General features: G+C 66.1%; 15 protein-coding genes and 1 tRNA gene. 11 read left to right on the top strand and 5 right to left on the bottom strand.

The window, feature by feature from the left end:
* The first annotated feature begins 17 nt into the window (after positions 1–17).
* The 6 genes from plsX to nhaA all read left to right on the top strand — a co-directional run bounded on the left by plsX (position 18) and on the right by nhaA (position 4,489).
* A complete protein-coding gene (gene plsX / locus AC1RKE_RS00595; protein ID WP_395942197.1) occupies positions 18–1,094 on the top strand; it encodes a phosphate acyltransferase PlsX in 1,077 nt (358 codons plus the stop codon).
* A complete protein-coding gene (locus AC1RKE_RS00590) occupies positions 1,091–2,068 on the top strand; it encodes a beta-ketoacyl-ACP synthase III (protein WP_152950515.1) in 978 nt (325 codons plus the stop codon). The genes plsX and AC1RKE_RS00590 overlap by 4 nt, the downstream gene beginning before the upstream one ends.
* 77 nt (positions 2,069–2,145) lie before the next feature.
* Positions 2,146–2,451, top strand: coding sequence for an integration host factor subunit alpha (locus AC1RKE_RS00585; protein WP_054766969.1), 306 nt, complete (start codon positions 2,146–2,148; stop codon positions 2,449–2,451).
* Between the two features lie 5 nt (positions 2,452–2,456).
* Positions 2,457–2,876 carry a MerR family transcriptional regulator gene (locus AC1RKE_RS00580; protein WP_201462735.1) on the top strand — a complete coding sequence of 140 codons (420 nt, stop codon included), beginning with the start codon at positions 2,457–2,459 and terminating at the stop codon, positions 2,874–2,876.
* Positions 2,877–2,935: 59 nt separating this feature from the next.
* Positions 2,936–3,012: transfer RNA gene (locus AC1RKE_RS00575), tRNA-Pro, on the top strand.
* A gap of 244 nt (positions 3,013–3,256) precedes the next feature.
* Positions 3,257–4,489, top strand: a complete 1,233-nt coding sequence (gene nhaA, locus AC1RKE_RS00570) for a Na+/H+ antiporter NhaA (RefSeq protein ID WP_054765960.1) — start codon at positions 3,257–3,259, stop codon at positions 4,487–4,489.
* Positions 4,490–4,524: 35 nt separating this feature from the next.
* Here nhaA and AC1RKE_RS00565 read toward each other — a convergent pair whose 3' ends face one another.
* Both AC1RKE_RS00565 and AC1RKE_RS00560 read right to left on the bottom strand, forming a co-directional pair.
* Positions 4,525–4,719 carry a DUF2842 domain-containing protein gene (locus AC1RKE_RS00565; RefSeq protein WP_054765959.1) on the bottom strand — a complete coding sequence of 65 codons (195 nt, stop codon included), beginning with the start codon at positions 4,717–4,719 and terminating at the stop codon, positions 4,525–4,527.
* The gene (locus tag AC1RKE_RS00560) at positions 4,719–4,973 is read right to left on the bottom strand and encodes a transglycosylase (protein WP_224760946.1); all 255 of its coding nucleotides are present in this window, start codon (positions 4,971–4,973) and stop codon (positions 4,719–4,721) included. Before AC1RKE_RS00560 ends, AC1RKE_RS00565 begins: the two co-directional genes overlap by 1 nt.
* 146 nt (positions 4,974–5,119) lie before the next feature.
* On the opposite strand from AC1RKE_RS00560, the gene AC1RKE_RS00555 reads away from it, so the two are divergent.
* A complete protein-coding gene (locus AC1RKE_RS00555; protein ID WP_152950369.1) occupies positions 5,120–6,220 on the top strand; it encodes a COX15/CtaA family protein in 1,101 nt (366 codons plus the stop codon).
* Here AC1RKE_RS00555 and AC1RKE_RS00550 read toward each other — a convergent pair.
* The gene (locus AC1RKE_RS00550; protein ID WP_183217299.1) at positions 6,189–7,589 is read right to left on the bottom strand and encodes an alkaline phosphatase PhoX; all 1,401 of its coding nucleotides are present in this window, start codon (positions 7,587–7,589) and stop codon (positions 6,189–6,191) included. The genes AC1RKE_RS00555 and AC1RKE_RS00550 overlap by 32 nt on opposite strands.
* A 257-nt stretch (positions 7,590–7,846) precedes the next feature.
* Here AC1RKE_RS00550 and rplM point away from each other — a divergent pair, with 257 nt between their 5' ends.
* The 4 genes from rplM to msrB all read left to right on the top strand — a co-directional run bounded on the left by rplM (position 7,847) and on the right by msrB (position 10,408).
* Entirely contained in the window at positions 7,847–8,323 is a 477-nt protein-coding gene (gene rplM / locus AC1RKE_RS00545; RefSeq protein WP_054765955.1) for a 50S ribosomal protein L13, read from the top strand.
* Between the two features lie 2 nt (positions 8,324–8,325).
* Positions 8,326–8,817, top strand: coding sequence for a 30S ribosomal protein S9 (rpsI, locus tag AC1RKE_RS00540; protein ID WP_054765954.1), 492 nt, complete (start codon positions 8,326–8,328; stop codon positions 8,815–8,817).
* A 103-nt stretch (positions 8,818–8,920) separates the two neighbouring features.
* Complete coding sequence (gene argC / locus AC1RKE_RS00535; protein ID WP_054765953.1) at positions 8,921–9,859, top strand: N-acetyl-gamma-glutamyl-phosphate reductase; 939 nt, start codon at positions 8,921–8,923, stop codon at positions 9,857–9,859.
* 51 nt (positions 9,860–9,910) lie between these two features.
* Positions 9,911–10,408, top strand: a complete 498-nt coding sequence (msrB, locus tag AC1RKE_RS00530) for a peptide-methionine (R)-S-oxide reductase MsrB (protein WP_054765952.1) — start codon at positions 9,911–9,913, stop codon at positions 10,406–10,408.
* Here msrB and AC1RKE_RS00525 read toward each other — a convergent pair.
* Together AC1RKE_RS00525 and phaC are read right to left on the bottom strand one after the other, a co-directional pair.
* Entirely contained in the window at positions 10,405–10,782 is a 378-nt protein-coding gene (locus AC1RKE_RS00525) for a hypothetical protein (protein WP_228184286.1), read from the bottom strand. The genes msrB and AC1RKE_RS00525 overlap by 4 nt on opposite strands.
* Complete coding sequence (gene phaC / locus AC1RKE_RS00520; RefSeq protein ID WP_348683699.1) at positions 10,779–12,800, bottom strand: class I poly(R)-hydroxyalkanoic acid synthase; 2,022 nt, start codon at positions 12,798–12,800, stop codon at positions 10,779–10,781. Before phaC ends, AC1RKE_RS00525 begins: the two co-directional genes overlap by 4 nt.
* Positions 12,801–12,885 lie beyond the last annotated feature (85 nt).

The following is a 12,885-nucleotide window of genomic DNA, read 5'->3' as shown; positions in this document are numbered from 1 at the left end:
GGCTAGTCGAGGTCCATTTGCCAGCCCCAGTTACGATCTCGCTTGACGCCATGGGCGGCGATCTCGGCCCATCCGTCGTCGTTCCGGGCATCCAGAGCTATGTCCGCACCCATGGCGGGGAGGGAGCCCGCTTCCTGCTGCATGGGGACGAGACCCGGATTCGCGCCGAATTGGCGCATTGCAGCCTGCCGACCGATACGGTCGACATCCGTCATACCGACAAGATCGTGGCCATGGACGAAAAGCCCGCCCAGGCCATGCGCCGGGGCAAGGGCTCCAGCCTGTGGAACGCCGTCGAGGCGGTGAAGACCGGCGAGGCCCGCGGCATGGTCTCGGCGGGCAACACCGGCGCCCTGATGGCCATCTCCAAACTGATTCTGCGCATGTCGGCGCCGGGCCTGGAGCGGCCGGCCATCGTCGCCAGCTGGCCGACCTTCAAGGGCCATACGGCGGTTCTGGACGTCGGCGCCAACATCGGCAGCGACGCCGAGCAGCTGGTCGAGTTCGCCATCATGGGCGAGGCCTTCCAGACGGCGGTGCGCGGGGTGGCGCGGCCCACCATCGGCCTGCTGAACGTCGGCTCCGAGGACATGAAGGGCAACGAACAGGTCAAGGAGGCGCACGCCATCCTGCGCGACGGGCCGTTCGATCTGAACTATTACGGCTTCGTCGAGGGCGACGACATCGCCAAGGGCACGGTGGACGTGGTCGTCACCGACGGCTTCACCGGCAATATCGCCCTGAAGACGGCCGAAGGCACGGCCCGCTATATATCGGCCCTGCTGCGCGAGGCCCTGACCTCGAATCTACAGGCCAAGCTGGGCGCCGCCATCGCCATGCCGGCCCTGAAGAAGATGCGCGAGAAGATCGACCCCAGCGCCATCAACGGCGGCCCCCTGCTGGGGCTGAACGGGATCGTGGTGAAGAGCCACGGCGGCGCCGACGCTAAGGGATTCGGCAATGCGATCCGTATCGCGGTGGATCTGGCCCGCAGCGACTATATGACCAAGGTCGGCGCCAATCTGGGCAAGCTGGACGCCGTGTTCGACCATTCCAGCCCGCCCGCCGCCCCCGCCGGAGAACCCCTTCAGTGAGCGTCACCCGCAGCGCCGTGACCGGCGTCGGCTCCTACCTGCCGGAGCAGATCGTCACCAACGCCGACCTGGCCCAGATCGTCGACACCTCCGACGAATGGATCCAGGAGCGAACGGGGATCAAACAGCGCCACAAGGCGCGCGACGACCAGCCGACCAGCGATCTCGCGGTCGAGGCCGCCAGGAAGGCCCTGGCCGACGCCGGCAAGACGGCGGCGGATGTGGACCTGATCATCGTGGCGACGACCACGCCCGACATGACCTTCCCCGCCGTCGCCTCCATCGTTCAGCACAAGCTGGGCGCCGGCGTCGGCGTGGCCTTTGACGTTCAGGCGGTCTGTTCCGGCTTCGTCTATGCGTTGAGCGTCGCCGACGGCTTCGTCGCCCGCGGCCTGTCGAAATGCGCCCTGGTGATCGGCGCCGAGGAAATGACGCGGCTGATGGACTGGACCGACCGGACCACCTGTGTCCTGTTCGGCGACGGCGCCGGCGCCGTGGTGCTTGAGCCGCGCGAGGGGCAGGGGACGGCCGCCGACCAGGGCATGCTGGGCTTCGCCCTGCGCGCCGACGGGTCGAAAACGGACCTGCTCTATGTCGACGGCGGGCCGGCGTCGACCGGAACCGTCGGCCATCTGCGGATGGCGGGCAATCAGGTGTTCCGCCATGCGGTGGTCAACATCGCCGAAGGCATCACTGCGGCCTGTGAGGCCGCCGGGATAGAGGTGGCCGACGTCGATTGGTTCGTGCCGCACCAGGCCAATCAGCGGATCATCAAGGGCGTCGGCGACCGATTGGGTCTGGACGAGAACAAGGTGATCTCGACCGTGGCTCTTCACGCCAACACCTCCGCCGCCTCAATTCCCCTGGCGCTGGATGCGGCGATCCAGGACGGGCGGATCAAGAAGGGCGACATGGTGCTGTTGGAAGCCATGGGCGGCGGCCTGACCTGGGGCGCCTGCGCCTTGAGGCTTTAACCGCTGCGCCGGGCATTGATTTTCTGAGAAGTTTGCGCCCCTATGCGCCCAGAAGATCGTTTCCAGACGGGACTATGATGGGCAACCACACCGTAACGCGCGCCGACCTTTGCGAAGCCGTGCATGAAGAGGTCGGTCTGTCCCGCCAGGAGTGTTCGTCCCTGGTCGAACGGACGCTGGAGCTGATCGTGGAGGCCCTGGAAAAGGGCGATACCGTAAAGCTGTCGGGTTTCGGCGTCTTCCAGGTGCGTGAGAAGCGGGCCCGCATGGGCCGCAACCCCAAGACCGGTGAACCGGCGGCGATCAACCCCCGTCGCGTCATCAGCTTCCGCGCCTCTCAGATCATGAAGAGCCGGGTTCACGACGCCGTCGTCGAGGCCTGATTCGCTTGGCCAAGAGCGCCGACGCCTTCCGCACCATTTCTGAGGCGGCCGAGGAGGTCGGAGCCCCGCAGCACGTTCTGCGGTTCTGGGAAACCAAGTTCAGCTTCATCACGCCGGTGAAGCGCGCCGGTGGACGTCGATTCTACCGGCCCCAGGACATCGCCGTGCTTAAGGCGGTTCGGCGGTTGCTGCATGAGGACGGCCTGACCATCCGCGGGGTGCAACGGCTGCACAAGGAGCAGGGGCTCAAGACCCTGGTCGGCGCGGACATGGCCGGTCTGATGGAGGCGCGCGACGCCGAATCCCCGGCTGAGCCCCTGATTCCAAGGCTGCCGGCCCTGACCGGCGTGACTGAGCGGCTGAATGTCGTGCTGATGGATTTGGAACAGGCCAAGGCCCGACTGGACGCTGTTCTTAGAAGCTAGGTGGAAAACCTGTTTTTGCGTTTGCGGCGCGCGAAACCCGCGTCTATAGGGAGCGCCTTCGGAGCGTGGCGCAGCCTGGTAGCGCACTTGACTGGGGGTCAAGGGGTCGCAGGTTCGAATCCTGTCGCTCCGACCATCGACACAGGTCGATGACGGGTTCAGGGGCCGCCTTTTGGCGGCCCCTTTTCCTTTTGCGCCCACGCGGGTCTTTTTCGGCCGCCTTCGGCTTGAACCCGGTTCTCGGCTCATTATGATGAACCGCAGAGATCAGGTCGCCTCCCCGCGACCAGGCCGGCGCCTGTGATGTTCGGGTGAATCCGGTCCGACGCCCGTCGATAACCTGGCGTCACGACAGCTTCATTCGATGATCGGAGGCCGCCGTGGCGCGTAAACCTACCCTAGATTTCTTGAAGACCGAGGCCGCGTCCGGCTCGGCCCTGGCCCTCGCGGCGGTCGCCGCCCTGCTGGTGGCGAACTCGCCCTGGAGCGCCGACTATTTCGCCTGGCTGAAGAGCTATCACGTGCTCCAGATCGGGCCGATCCGTCTGGAGGAAACGATCTCCGACTGGATCAAGGAAGGCTTGATGGCGATCTTCTTCCTCGTCGTGGGGTTGGAGATCAAATATGAGATCGTTCGCGGCGAATTGAGCGACCCCAGGAAGCTGGCGACGCCGGTCTTGGCGGCCTTGGGCGGGATGGCCGGGCCTGCGGCGGTCTATCTGTTCCTGTCCATGACGATGGGGGCGCCGCACGCGGGCTGGCCCATTCCCCTGGCGACGGACATCGCCTTCGCCCTGGCGATCTTCGGCTTCGTCGGCAAGGGGCTGCCCTCGTCGCTCCGCGTGTTCCTCTTGACCCTTGCGATCGTCGACGATCTCGGCGCGATCGCCCTGATCGCCTTGCTGTTCAGTGAAGGGGCGAATTGGACGCCACTGTTCTGGGCCTTGGGTCTGCTGGCGGCCTTCGGCCTGATCGCGCACAGGATTCGCGTTCCGACCCCCTTCTGGGTGCTTGGCTTTTCGGCGGTCTGGTATCTGACGGTTCTGTCCGGTCTTTCGACCTCGCTCACGGCTGTGGCCTTTGCGATGATCGTTCCGATCCAGGCGCGCAAGGAAGACCGCCAAAGCCCGCTGAAGGAGGCGATGCACGACCTCCATCCCTGGAACGCCTTCCTCGTCCTGCCGCTGTTCGCCTTCGCCAAGGCCGGCGTGTCCTTCGCCGGCCTGTCGCTGGAACAGGCCTTCGCCCCCCTGGTCGTGGCGATCGCCCTGGGTCTGTTTTTCGGCAAGCAGATCGGCGTCTTCGGCGCCGCCTGGCTGGCCTCGGCCCTGCGGATCGGCGCGCGTCCGACCGACGCCAGCTGGCTTCAGGTCTATGGGGTCTCTCTGCTGTGCGGGGTCGGCTTCACCATGAGCCTGTTCATCGGCGTCCTGGCCTTTCCGGGCGCGGTGGACTCCCCTGAGCAGATCGAGGTCAAGCTGGGCGTGATCGGGGGGTCGATCATTTCGGCGATCGGCGCGGCCGTGGTCTTGGCTCTGGCTGGGCGCCGGCCTCGCCGCGATCCGGCGGCCGCAAAGCCGCAGGTGAAGCCGCTCGCAGGTTCCTCGACCTGAAGAGAACGCGAACAGCAGGGCGCGGCTGAGCAGGCTCAGCCGCGCTCCGCCCATCTGAGCAGGGGGATGATCGGCAGTCCCCAAGCCGTGCCTCCGATCCCGAAAAACAGGAAGTCGATCCAAGGCGAGGGCGGTAAAAGGCCGCGCAGGGCGATGAGGCCCCACACCCAGAAGACCAGAAAGGCCAGGACGCCGACGGCGGCGATGAACCGACGCGCCCGCGGCGGCATCAGCGCTTGTTCCTGAACAGGAAGAAGGTCGCCAGACAGACGACCGACCCTGTCAGGGCCCAAGGGACCCAGACCCAGCTGTCCAGGGTGCTGACCGCAAACACCCGCACGGCGAGGAACCAGCCGCAGGCCAGGCCGACGCCCGAGACCAGGCTGGCGCCGCCGAAGCCCCGCCGTCCGGTCAGCAGGTCGGCGATCCAGGCCAGAAGCAGGCCGCCCAGAAGGGCGGCGCCGATGTCGGCGTATTGCAACACGCATCTTCTCCCTGTCAGCCCCATCGGGGAGGACGTCATGATCTCAATCCGACTCGATCTTGCGGCCTTGGCGGGGCATACCGCCTCGGTCGCGATTTGGTCACGGTCGAAGGCGACACCATATCCGGGTCAGTGTCGGGCGTCGAATGAACCGTTTCGGAAATCCAGATCGTAACCGCGCCGTGGCCGTGTGGCTGTTCGCCACGGCGGCCTTGGTCTTTCTGATGGTGGTGGTGGGCGGGGTCACGCGCCTGACCGGGTCGGGTCTGTCGATCACCGAATGGAAGCCGATCATGGGGGCCATCCCCCCGTTGAACGAGGCCCAGTGGGCCGAGGCGTTCGAGAAGTACAAGCAGATTCCCCAGTACGCCCAGGTCAACGCCGGCATGAGCCTGGCCGAGTTTCAGGGCATCTTCTGGTGGGAATGGGTGCATCGACTGCTGGGGCGGGTGATCGGTGTGGTGTTCGCTCTTCCGCTTGTGGTGTTTCTGCTGTGCCGCATCGCGCCCGCCCGCTCGATCTTTCGTCAATGGGCCGTGCCGGATCGACTGATCTGGCGCTGCGTCCTGCTGCTGGGCCTCGGCGGTCTGCAAGGGCTGATCGGCTGGTGGATGGTCTCAAGCGGTCTGTCCGAGCGGGTCAGTGTCGCACCCGAACGTCTGGCGACCCATCTGGGTCTGGCCTTGATCCTGTTCGCCGCCCTGATCTGGACCGGACTGGAGGCCTGGAACGGTGAGGACCACGGTCGCCCTCCGGCCGGCTGGGCGCGCGGCGCCGGTTTCCTGCTGGGTCTGGTGTTCCTGCAATGCTTGTTGGGCGCCCTGGTGGCGGGCGGGCACGCCGGGCTCGTCTATACCGACTGGCCCCTGATGAACGGTTCCGTCCTGCCGCCTGCGGACTGGAGCCTGGGCGCCGTCGCCTTCCTGCACGATCAGGCCTTGACCCAGTTCAACCACCGTCTGGTCGCCTATGGTCTGCTGATCGCCGTCAGCATCTACGCCTTTCAGGCCTGGCGCTGGCGCGTGGCCGAGGGGATGGGGCTGGCGGCCTTCGTTTTGGCCGGGGTGGTCTGGGGCCAGGCGGTCCTGGGGATCGCCACCCTGATCCATGCGGTTCCTCTGTGGCTGGGCGTTCTGCACCAGGCCGGGGCCGCCGTCGTCTTGGCGGCGGCGACGGCGAACCTCTGGCTGGTGCTGCGGGCTCAGCCCCGGATCTTCATGTCCGGACCGAGGACCATGGTCCGGTGATCGCCACGGTCAGGCCGGGATACTGAATATTGACGAACAGGGTTCGGCCGTCGGGGGCGAAGACCGCCCCGGCGAACTCAGAGTTTCCCTGAAACACGTTGCGCCCCAGGGTGTAGAGCTTGCCTTCGGGCGTGACCCCCTTCAGGTGGTTTTTGACCTCTGTCGAATAGTTGTCTTCGCAGACGATCAGATGGCCCCAGGGCGCGATGGTGATGTTGTCGCCCATGTTCAGCGTTTTCAGGTCCGTGCTCTCGACGAACAACTGCACGCGCCCGGGCCGCCGGCTTTCGCCGGGCCGCCCTTCCTCCGGCGAGGGGACATAGCGCAGAATCTGGCCCCGTTGGATCGGCCCGCCCGAGGTGGCGGTCAGATACAGTTCATTGTCGCCCCACCAGATGCCTTCGGCGCGGGCCACCAGGGCGGCGCCTTCGGCATGGCCGCGCAGCCGCAGATCGCCCTTGGGGCTCTCGACCTCGTGCATGTCGATCCACTCCACCTCGCGCCAGTCGCCGACGGACCAGATCCGGTCCTTGTGGTTCGAGGTGTCGGCCCCGTTGTGCCCGCGCAGGACCATGGCCTGCAGCCGACCGCCCTTGGCCAGTTCGCCCGGGGCATCGGGGAGGAAGCGATAGAAGAGGCCGTCTCCCTGATCCTCGGTGAGATAGAGGATGCCGGTGCGGGGATCCACGCAGACGGCTTCATGTTCGAAGCGCCCCATGGCCTTCAACGGAATCGGATCGACCAGGCCCTCGGCGCGCGCGGGAACTTCAAAGACGTAGCCGTGGTCCTTGGTCACGTCCGAGTCGGCCGGCAGTTCGCTGGTCTCCTCGCAGCTGAGCCAAGAGCCCCAGGGCGTCTGGCCGCCGCAGCAGTTGGTGCTGGTGCCGGCCAGGCTGAGGTGCTGGCGCTCGGTGCGGCCGGTCGCCAGGTCGTAAATGACGGTGGTCGTGCCGCCGGGCAGGGGACGGCCGTCCTTATAGGTGTCATAGGCGCGGTTCGCGTCCAGCCGACCGATCCGTTCCTGATTATAGCCGCCTGGGCCCCAGTTGCGGTGGCTGGCCGAGGAGCCCTTCAGTTCGTGATTGCGGACCAGGGCGACGCGAGTGTCGTCCAGGGCGAAACACCCCATGCCGTCGAACTGTCCCGGAACCAGCAGGCCGTCGGCCATGGTCTCTCCGCCCTGGGAGACGATGCGGTAGGAAAAGCCTTCGGGCAGGTCCAGCACCCCGTTGGGGTCGCGCTTGAGCGGGCCGTAGCCGACGACCTCATTGAGGTAGGTTTCCTCTTCGGCGGCGTGGACATTGCGGGCCAGGCCGGAAAACGCGAGAGCGGCGCTAGACGCGATGAGGCTGCGGCGATGAAGGATCATGGGAGGGCTCCAAGGAACGGCCTCCAATGACTCCGAATGATCATGGTTTGATGACGACGACTGTTATTTCATAACAAAAGGACGCCGTAAGTACTGGTATTTTAATACCTTATGAGAAAAGATGTTTATTTACATATGGATGGCGCAATCTGGATGTCCTGGATTGGATTGACGCCGTCGTCGCCCTCCTGTATCAGCGCGCCTTCATTCGGTTCCCTCGGGGCCGAACCCGATTTTCGTCTCCAGGAATCCTCTCAATGCTGAAGAGCACCACGGCTTCGTTGAAGCCGGCCGAGGTCGAGAAGAAGTGGATCCACATCGACGCCGAAGGCGTCGTCGTGGGCCGCCTCGCGACCTTCATCGCCAACCGTCTGCGCGGCAAGCACCGCGGCGACTACACCCCCCACGTCGATTGCGGCGACTATGTCGTCGTCACCAACGTCGACAAGGTGGTGTTCACGGGCAAGAAGAACACTGACAAGATCTACTACCGCCACACCGGCCACCCCGGCGGCGTCAAGTCGACCACGCCTGAGAAGGTGCTGGGCGGCCGCTTCCCCGAGCGCGTCCTGGAGAAGGCCGTCGAGCGGATGCTGCCCAAGGAAAGCCCCCTGGCCCGCAAGCAGATGACGCACCTGCGTCTGTTCGCCGGCAGCCAGCATGACCACGAAGCCCAGCAACCGGAAACGATCGACTTCAAGTCGGCGTCGCCCAAGAACACCCGGAGCGTCTGAGCATGACCGACGTGACCAACGAAACCGCGACCGGCTTCGACGCCCTGAAGGGCCTGACCGCCTCGGCCGAGAACGACGCCCCCGTCTATGTCCAGAAGCTGGACGCCCAGGGCCGCGCCTATTCGACCGGCAAGCGCAAGAACGCCATCGCCCGCGTCTGGGTGAAGCCCGGCACCGGCAAGATCACCATCAACGGCAAGGACCAGGAGCAGTATTTCGCCCGTCCCGTGCTGCGCATGATGATCGCCCAGCCGCTGACCGTGTCGGACCGCGCCACCCAGTATGACGTGATCTGCACCGTCGAAGGTTCGGGCCTGTCGGGCCAGGCCGGCGCCATCCGCCACGGCCTGTCGCACGCCCTGACGCATTTCGAACCGGAACTGCGCAAGGTTCTGAAGCCGCACGGCTTCCTGACCCGCGACAGCCGCGTCGTCGAACGCAAGAAGTACGGCCGCGCCAAGGCTCGCCGCAGCTTCCAGTTCTCGAAGCGCTGATCGCATTCACGCGGTTTGGATTTGGGGCGCTTCGGGGAAACCCGGAGCGCCCTTTTTCTTGCCCATCTCCTCCGGCAGGAGCGGGACGGCCAAGGAGCAGCCTATGACGACCCACACCATTTTCATCGACGGCGAAGCCGGCACCACCGGACTGGAGATCCGCGAGCGACTGGAGGCGCGCGGCGATCTGGACTTGATGCTGCTGGGCGACCGGCGGCGCGATGTGGACGCACGGCGCCAAGCGCTGAATGCGGCCGATGCGGTGATCCTGTGTCTGCCTGACGACGCCTCGCGCGAAGCGGTGGCCATGATCGAAAATCCGTCAGTCAAGGTGATCGACGCCTCGACCGCCTATCGGGTCGATCCGGACTGGACCTATGGCTTCGCCGAGATGGATGCGGACCAGCGCGCGGCGATCGCCGCCTCGACACGGGTGTCCAATCCCGGCTGCTATCCCACCGGCTTCATCGCCCTGATGCGGCCCTTGGTGAAGGCCGGGCTGGTCCCGGCCGAATGGCCGGTCACGGTCAATGCGGTGTCCGGCTATTCCGGGGGCGGCAAGGCCATGATCGCCGAGTTCGAGGCCGACGACGCCTCGACCGCCTATCGCGCCTACGGCCTGACGCTGAAGCACAAACATGTGCCCGAGATGACCAAACATTCGGGCTTGTCGCGCCCCGTCCTGTTCGCTCCCGCCGTCGGAAACTATCGCCAGGGGATGCTGGTCGAGGTTCCGCTGCATCTGTCCGCCCTGCCGGAGACGCCGTCGGTCGAGCGGCTGCACGGCGCCCTGGTCGAAGCCTATGAGGGCCAGCCGTTCGTCGAGGTCGCCGACCTGGAAGAGACCGAGGCCCTGACGGGGATCGAACCCGAGGCCCTGAACGGCACCAATCGTCTGCGTCTTCACGTCTTCGGCGACCGGGGCGGAGAGCAGGCGCGCCTGGTCGCCCTGCTGGACAATCTGGGCAAGGGGGCGTCAGGCGCGGCGGTGCAGAATCTGAACATCATGCTGGGACTGGATGAGGCGACCGGGCTGAACTGAGCTTGGAGGACGGGAGAGAAACCTTTTCCGACTCGCCTTCGTACTGAGAGCATGACCCTGTCCGTGCTCCCCCATCGCCGCAGCCTCTTGACCGGCGTCCTCGCCCTGGCCGCCTGCTCGCCAGAGCCTACGGCGGCGGGCGAGGCCCAATACGCCGCCTCGCCCTATCGCCGGATTTCGGACGCGGAATGGCGGCGGCGGCTGGGCGACGCCGCCTGGCGGGTTCTGCGGCATGAGGCGACCGAACGTCCTTTCACCAGTCCCTTGAACGATGAGCATCGACGGGGGACCTTCGTCTGCAAGGGGTGCGACCTGCCCCTGTTCCGCTCGAGCTGGAAGTTCGAGTCCGGCACCGGCTGGCCCAGCTTCTATGAGGTCATGGGCGCCAACATCGGCCGCAAGCGCGATTTTGCGATCGGCATTCCTCGCACGGAATATCATTGCGCCCGCTGCCTGGGACACCAAGGCCACGTCTTCAACGATGGTCCCCGCCCGACCGGACTGCGTTATTGCAACAACGGCGCGGCCCTGAGGTTCGTTGCGGCCTAGGCTCGATTGGCCCGGATGGCGGAATCGACCGCCACGCCGAACCAAACCGAGGCGATTAGGATCAGGAGGCCATAGTCATGACCCGGCAGAAAGACCGGCGCGGCGGCGGCGAAGATCAACACCAAGGGAAACAGGCCGGCCCAGACGGCGGAGGCTGCGGAGGCCGGATGGATCATCGGCTGGGGCGTGGGGCGTTTCAGAAGCCGATTCATCCCGCCGTTGAAGGCGACGAACAGGGCCGAACAGACGACGGCGGTGATCAGATATTTCGCCGCCTGGCCCGGCGCTCCGAACGCCGTCGCCGTCATGATCAAGAGCGCCAGGGCGACGCCCGTGCTGAAGGCCAGCATGAGGTTGGGTTCCAGACGGTTCAAGACTTCACCTTCACATAGGCGCCGGGGGCGGGTTCAAGCGGGGGCAGGGGGCCGGCCGACGGATCGCGCGCCGCGACGGGCTCGCCCGATCGCGCCCGCAGCCAGGCCGCCCAGTGTTCCCACCAGCTGCCGGGCGCCTCCACCGCGCCCGCCTGCCATTCGGCCAGGGTGTCGGGCAGTTCGGCGTTGGTCCAGTGCTGATACTTCTTCGCCGTCGGCGGATTGATGACCCCGGCGATATGGCCCGAGCCCGCCAGGGTGAAGGTGACGTCCTTGCCGCCGAACAGTTTGGCGGACCGATAGACCGAGTTCATCGGGGCGATGTGGTCCTCTCGGCTGGCCTGGAAATAGAGGGGGATTGTCACCTTGGAGAGATCCGCTGTCAGCCCGCCGATCTTGAACGCCCCCTGGGCCAGGGCGTTGGCCCCGTACATCTGGCGCAGATAGGCCAGGTGAAGGACCTTGGGCATCCGGGTCTGGTCGGCGTTCCAGAACAGCAGGTCGAAGGCGGGCGGATCCTTGCCCAACAGATAGTTGCTGACGAAGAAGGACCAGATCAGGTCATTGGACCGTAGGGCGTTGAAGGTGTCGGCCATGGCCGCGCCGGGCAGGACGCCGCCGGCGGCGTCCATCTGGCGCTCGATCTCGGCGATCCAGTGGTCGTCGGTGAACAGCAGGAGGTCGCCGGCCTCGGCGAAATCGTGCTGGGCGGCGAAGAAGGTGGCTGCGGCGATCCGCTGATCGTCCCTGGCCGCCATATGGGCCAGGGCTGCGCCCAACAATGTGCCGCCGATGCAATAGCCGACGGCGTTGAGCCGATCGGTCCCGGCCTGCTCCAGCGTCCTTTCGACGGCGCGGTAGACGCCCTTGTCCAGATAGTCGTCAAATCCGTAGCCCGCCTTGTCGCGGTCGGGATTGACCCAGGAACAGACGAAGACGGTGAAACCCTGGCTGGACAGCCAACGGATCAGGGAATTGCCCGGCTGAAGATCCAAGATGTAGAATTTGTTGATCCAGGGCGGAAAGATCAGCAGGGGAATCCGGTGCTGGGTCTCTGTCGCTGGGGCGTACTGGATCAGCTCGAACAGATCGTCGCGCCAGACCACCTGCCCCGGCGCGGTGGCGACGTTCTGGCCGACGACGAACTTGCCGTAGTCCGCCTGGCTGATCCGCAGCGATCCCGCGCCCCGTTCCAGATCGGCGGCGAAGTTCTGCATCCCCCTCACCAGCGATTCGCCGCTCGTCTCCGCCAGGGCCTTCAGGGCGACGGGATTGGACGCCAGGAAGTTCGACGGCGAAAAGGCGTCCGTCAGCAGACGGGTGAAGAACTGGGCGCGCCGCTTCACCGCCGGATCGACGTCCTCGACCCCCGCGATCAGGCCGTTCATCCAGTCGGACGTCAGCAGATAGGAGCGGCGCATCAGGTCGAACATCGGGTTCTCGGACCATTCCGGATCCTTGAACCGCTTGTCGGCGGGGGCGGGCTTCGCCGGTTCGCCGGCCGCCTGACGCGCCGTATCGGCCCACAGGTCCATGTAGCGGCCGAACAGATCGGCCTGGGCCTGAAACAGCTTTTCGGGGCGCGCCGCCAGACCGCCCATGATCGACGTCAGGGCGGGCGCGATGTTGAAGGGGTCGGGCGACAAGGCCGCCGGACGGTCGGCCTGCGACAGGGCGGCTTCGGCCAAGGCGCCCTGCGCCATCATCGCCGCCTTGGCCAGGTTCATCGACAGAGTCTCGATCAACTGGGCCTGGTCGGCGCCGAAGGGCGGGGCGACGTCCTCGGTTTCGGGCGGCCTCGTATCCGCCGGAGCGGGCTTGGGACCGCGCTTAGCGGCGGAGGCCGCAGCCTCCGATGCGTCGGCCTTCGCGGCCTTCGCGGCCTTGGGGGCCGTCTTGGCTTTTGAAGGGCGGGGCTTGGCCGAGGTCGGGCGTCCCGCCTTTCGCGGGCTCTTGGCGGTCGGCTCGGCGCGGGGCGCGCCCGGCTTGGGCGGGCTGTCTTCGGGAGCGCGGGCCATTGGTTTCCTCCACCTTCTTGTTCGCGTCACGCCGGTTCGAACCCGCGCCCTTCCGCAGAGGACGATGATGGCATAAGACGAACCT

It is taken from the genome of Brevundimonas sp. GW822-FHT03E11, from assembly GCF_058801445.1.
This window is presented reverse-complemented; position numbering and strand designations above follow the sequence as displayed.

What these genes read in the sequence shown, in the direction of transcription:
- AC1RKE_RS00585 (WP_054766969.1), top strand. Translation starts at nt 2,146, where the DNA reads ATGGGCAACCACACCGTAACGCGCGCCGACCTTTGCGAAGCCGTGCAT.
- AC1RKE_RS00565 (WP_054765959.1), bottom strand. Translation starts at nt 4,719, where the DNA reads ATGCCGCCGCGGGCGCGTCGGTTCATCGCCGCCGTCGGCGTCCTGGCC.
- AC1RKE_RS00555 (WP_152950369.1), top strand. Translation starts at nt 5,120, where the DNA reads ATGAACCGTTTCGGAAATCCAGATCGTAACCGCGCCGTGGCCGTGTGG.
- AC1RKE_RS00550 (WP_183217299.1), bottom strand. Translation starts at nt 7,589, where the DNA reads ATGATCCTTCATCGCCGCAGCCTCATCGCGTCTAGCGCCGCTCTCGCG.
- rplM (WP_054765955.1), top strand. Translation starts at nt 7,847, where the DNA reads ATGCTGAAGAGCACCACGGCTTCGTTGAAGCCGGCCGAGGTCGAGAAG.
- rpsI (WP_054765954.1), top strand. Translation starts at nt 8,326, where the DNA reads ATGACCGACGTGACCAACGAAACCGCGACCGGCTTCGACGCCCTGAAG.
- argC (WP_054765953.1), top strand. Translation starts at nt 8,921, where the DNA reads ATGACGACCCACACCATTTTCATCGACGGCGAAGCCGGCACCACCGGA.
- msrB (WP_054765952.1), top strand. Translation starts at nt 9,911, where the DNA reads ATGACCCTGTCCGTGCTCCCCCATCGCCGCAGCCTCTTGACCGGCGTC.
- phaC (WP_348683699.1), bottom strand. Translation starts at nt 12,800, where the DNA reads ATGGCCCGCGCTCCCGAAGACAGCCCGCCCAAGCCGGGCGCGCCCCGC.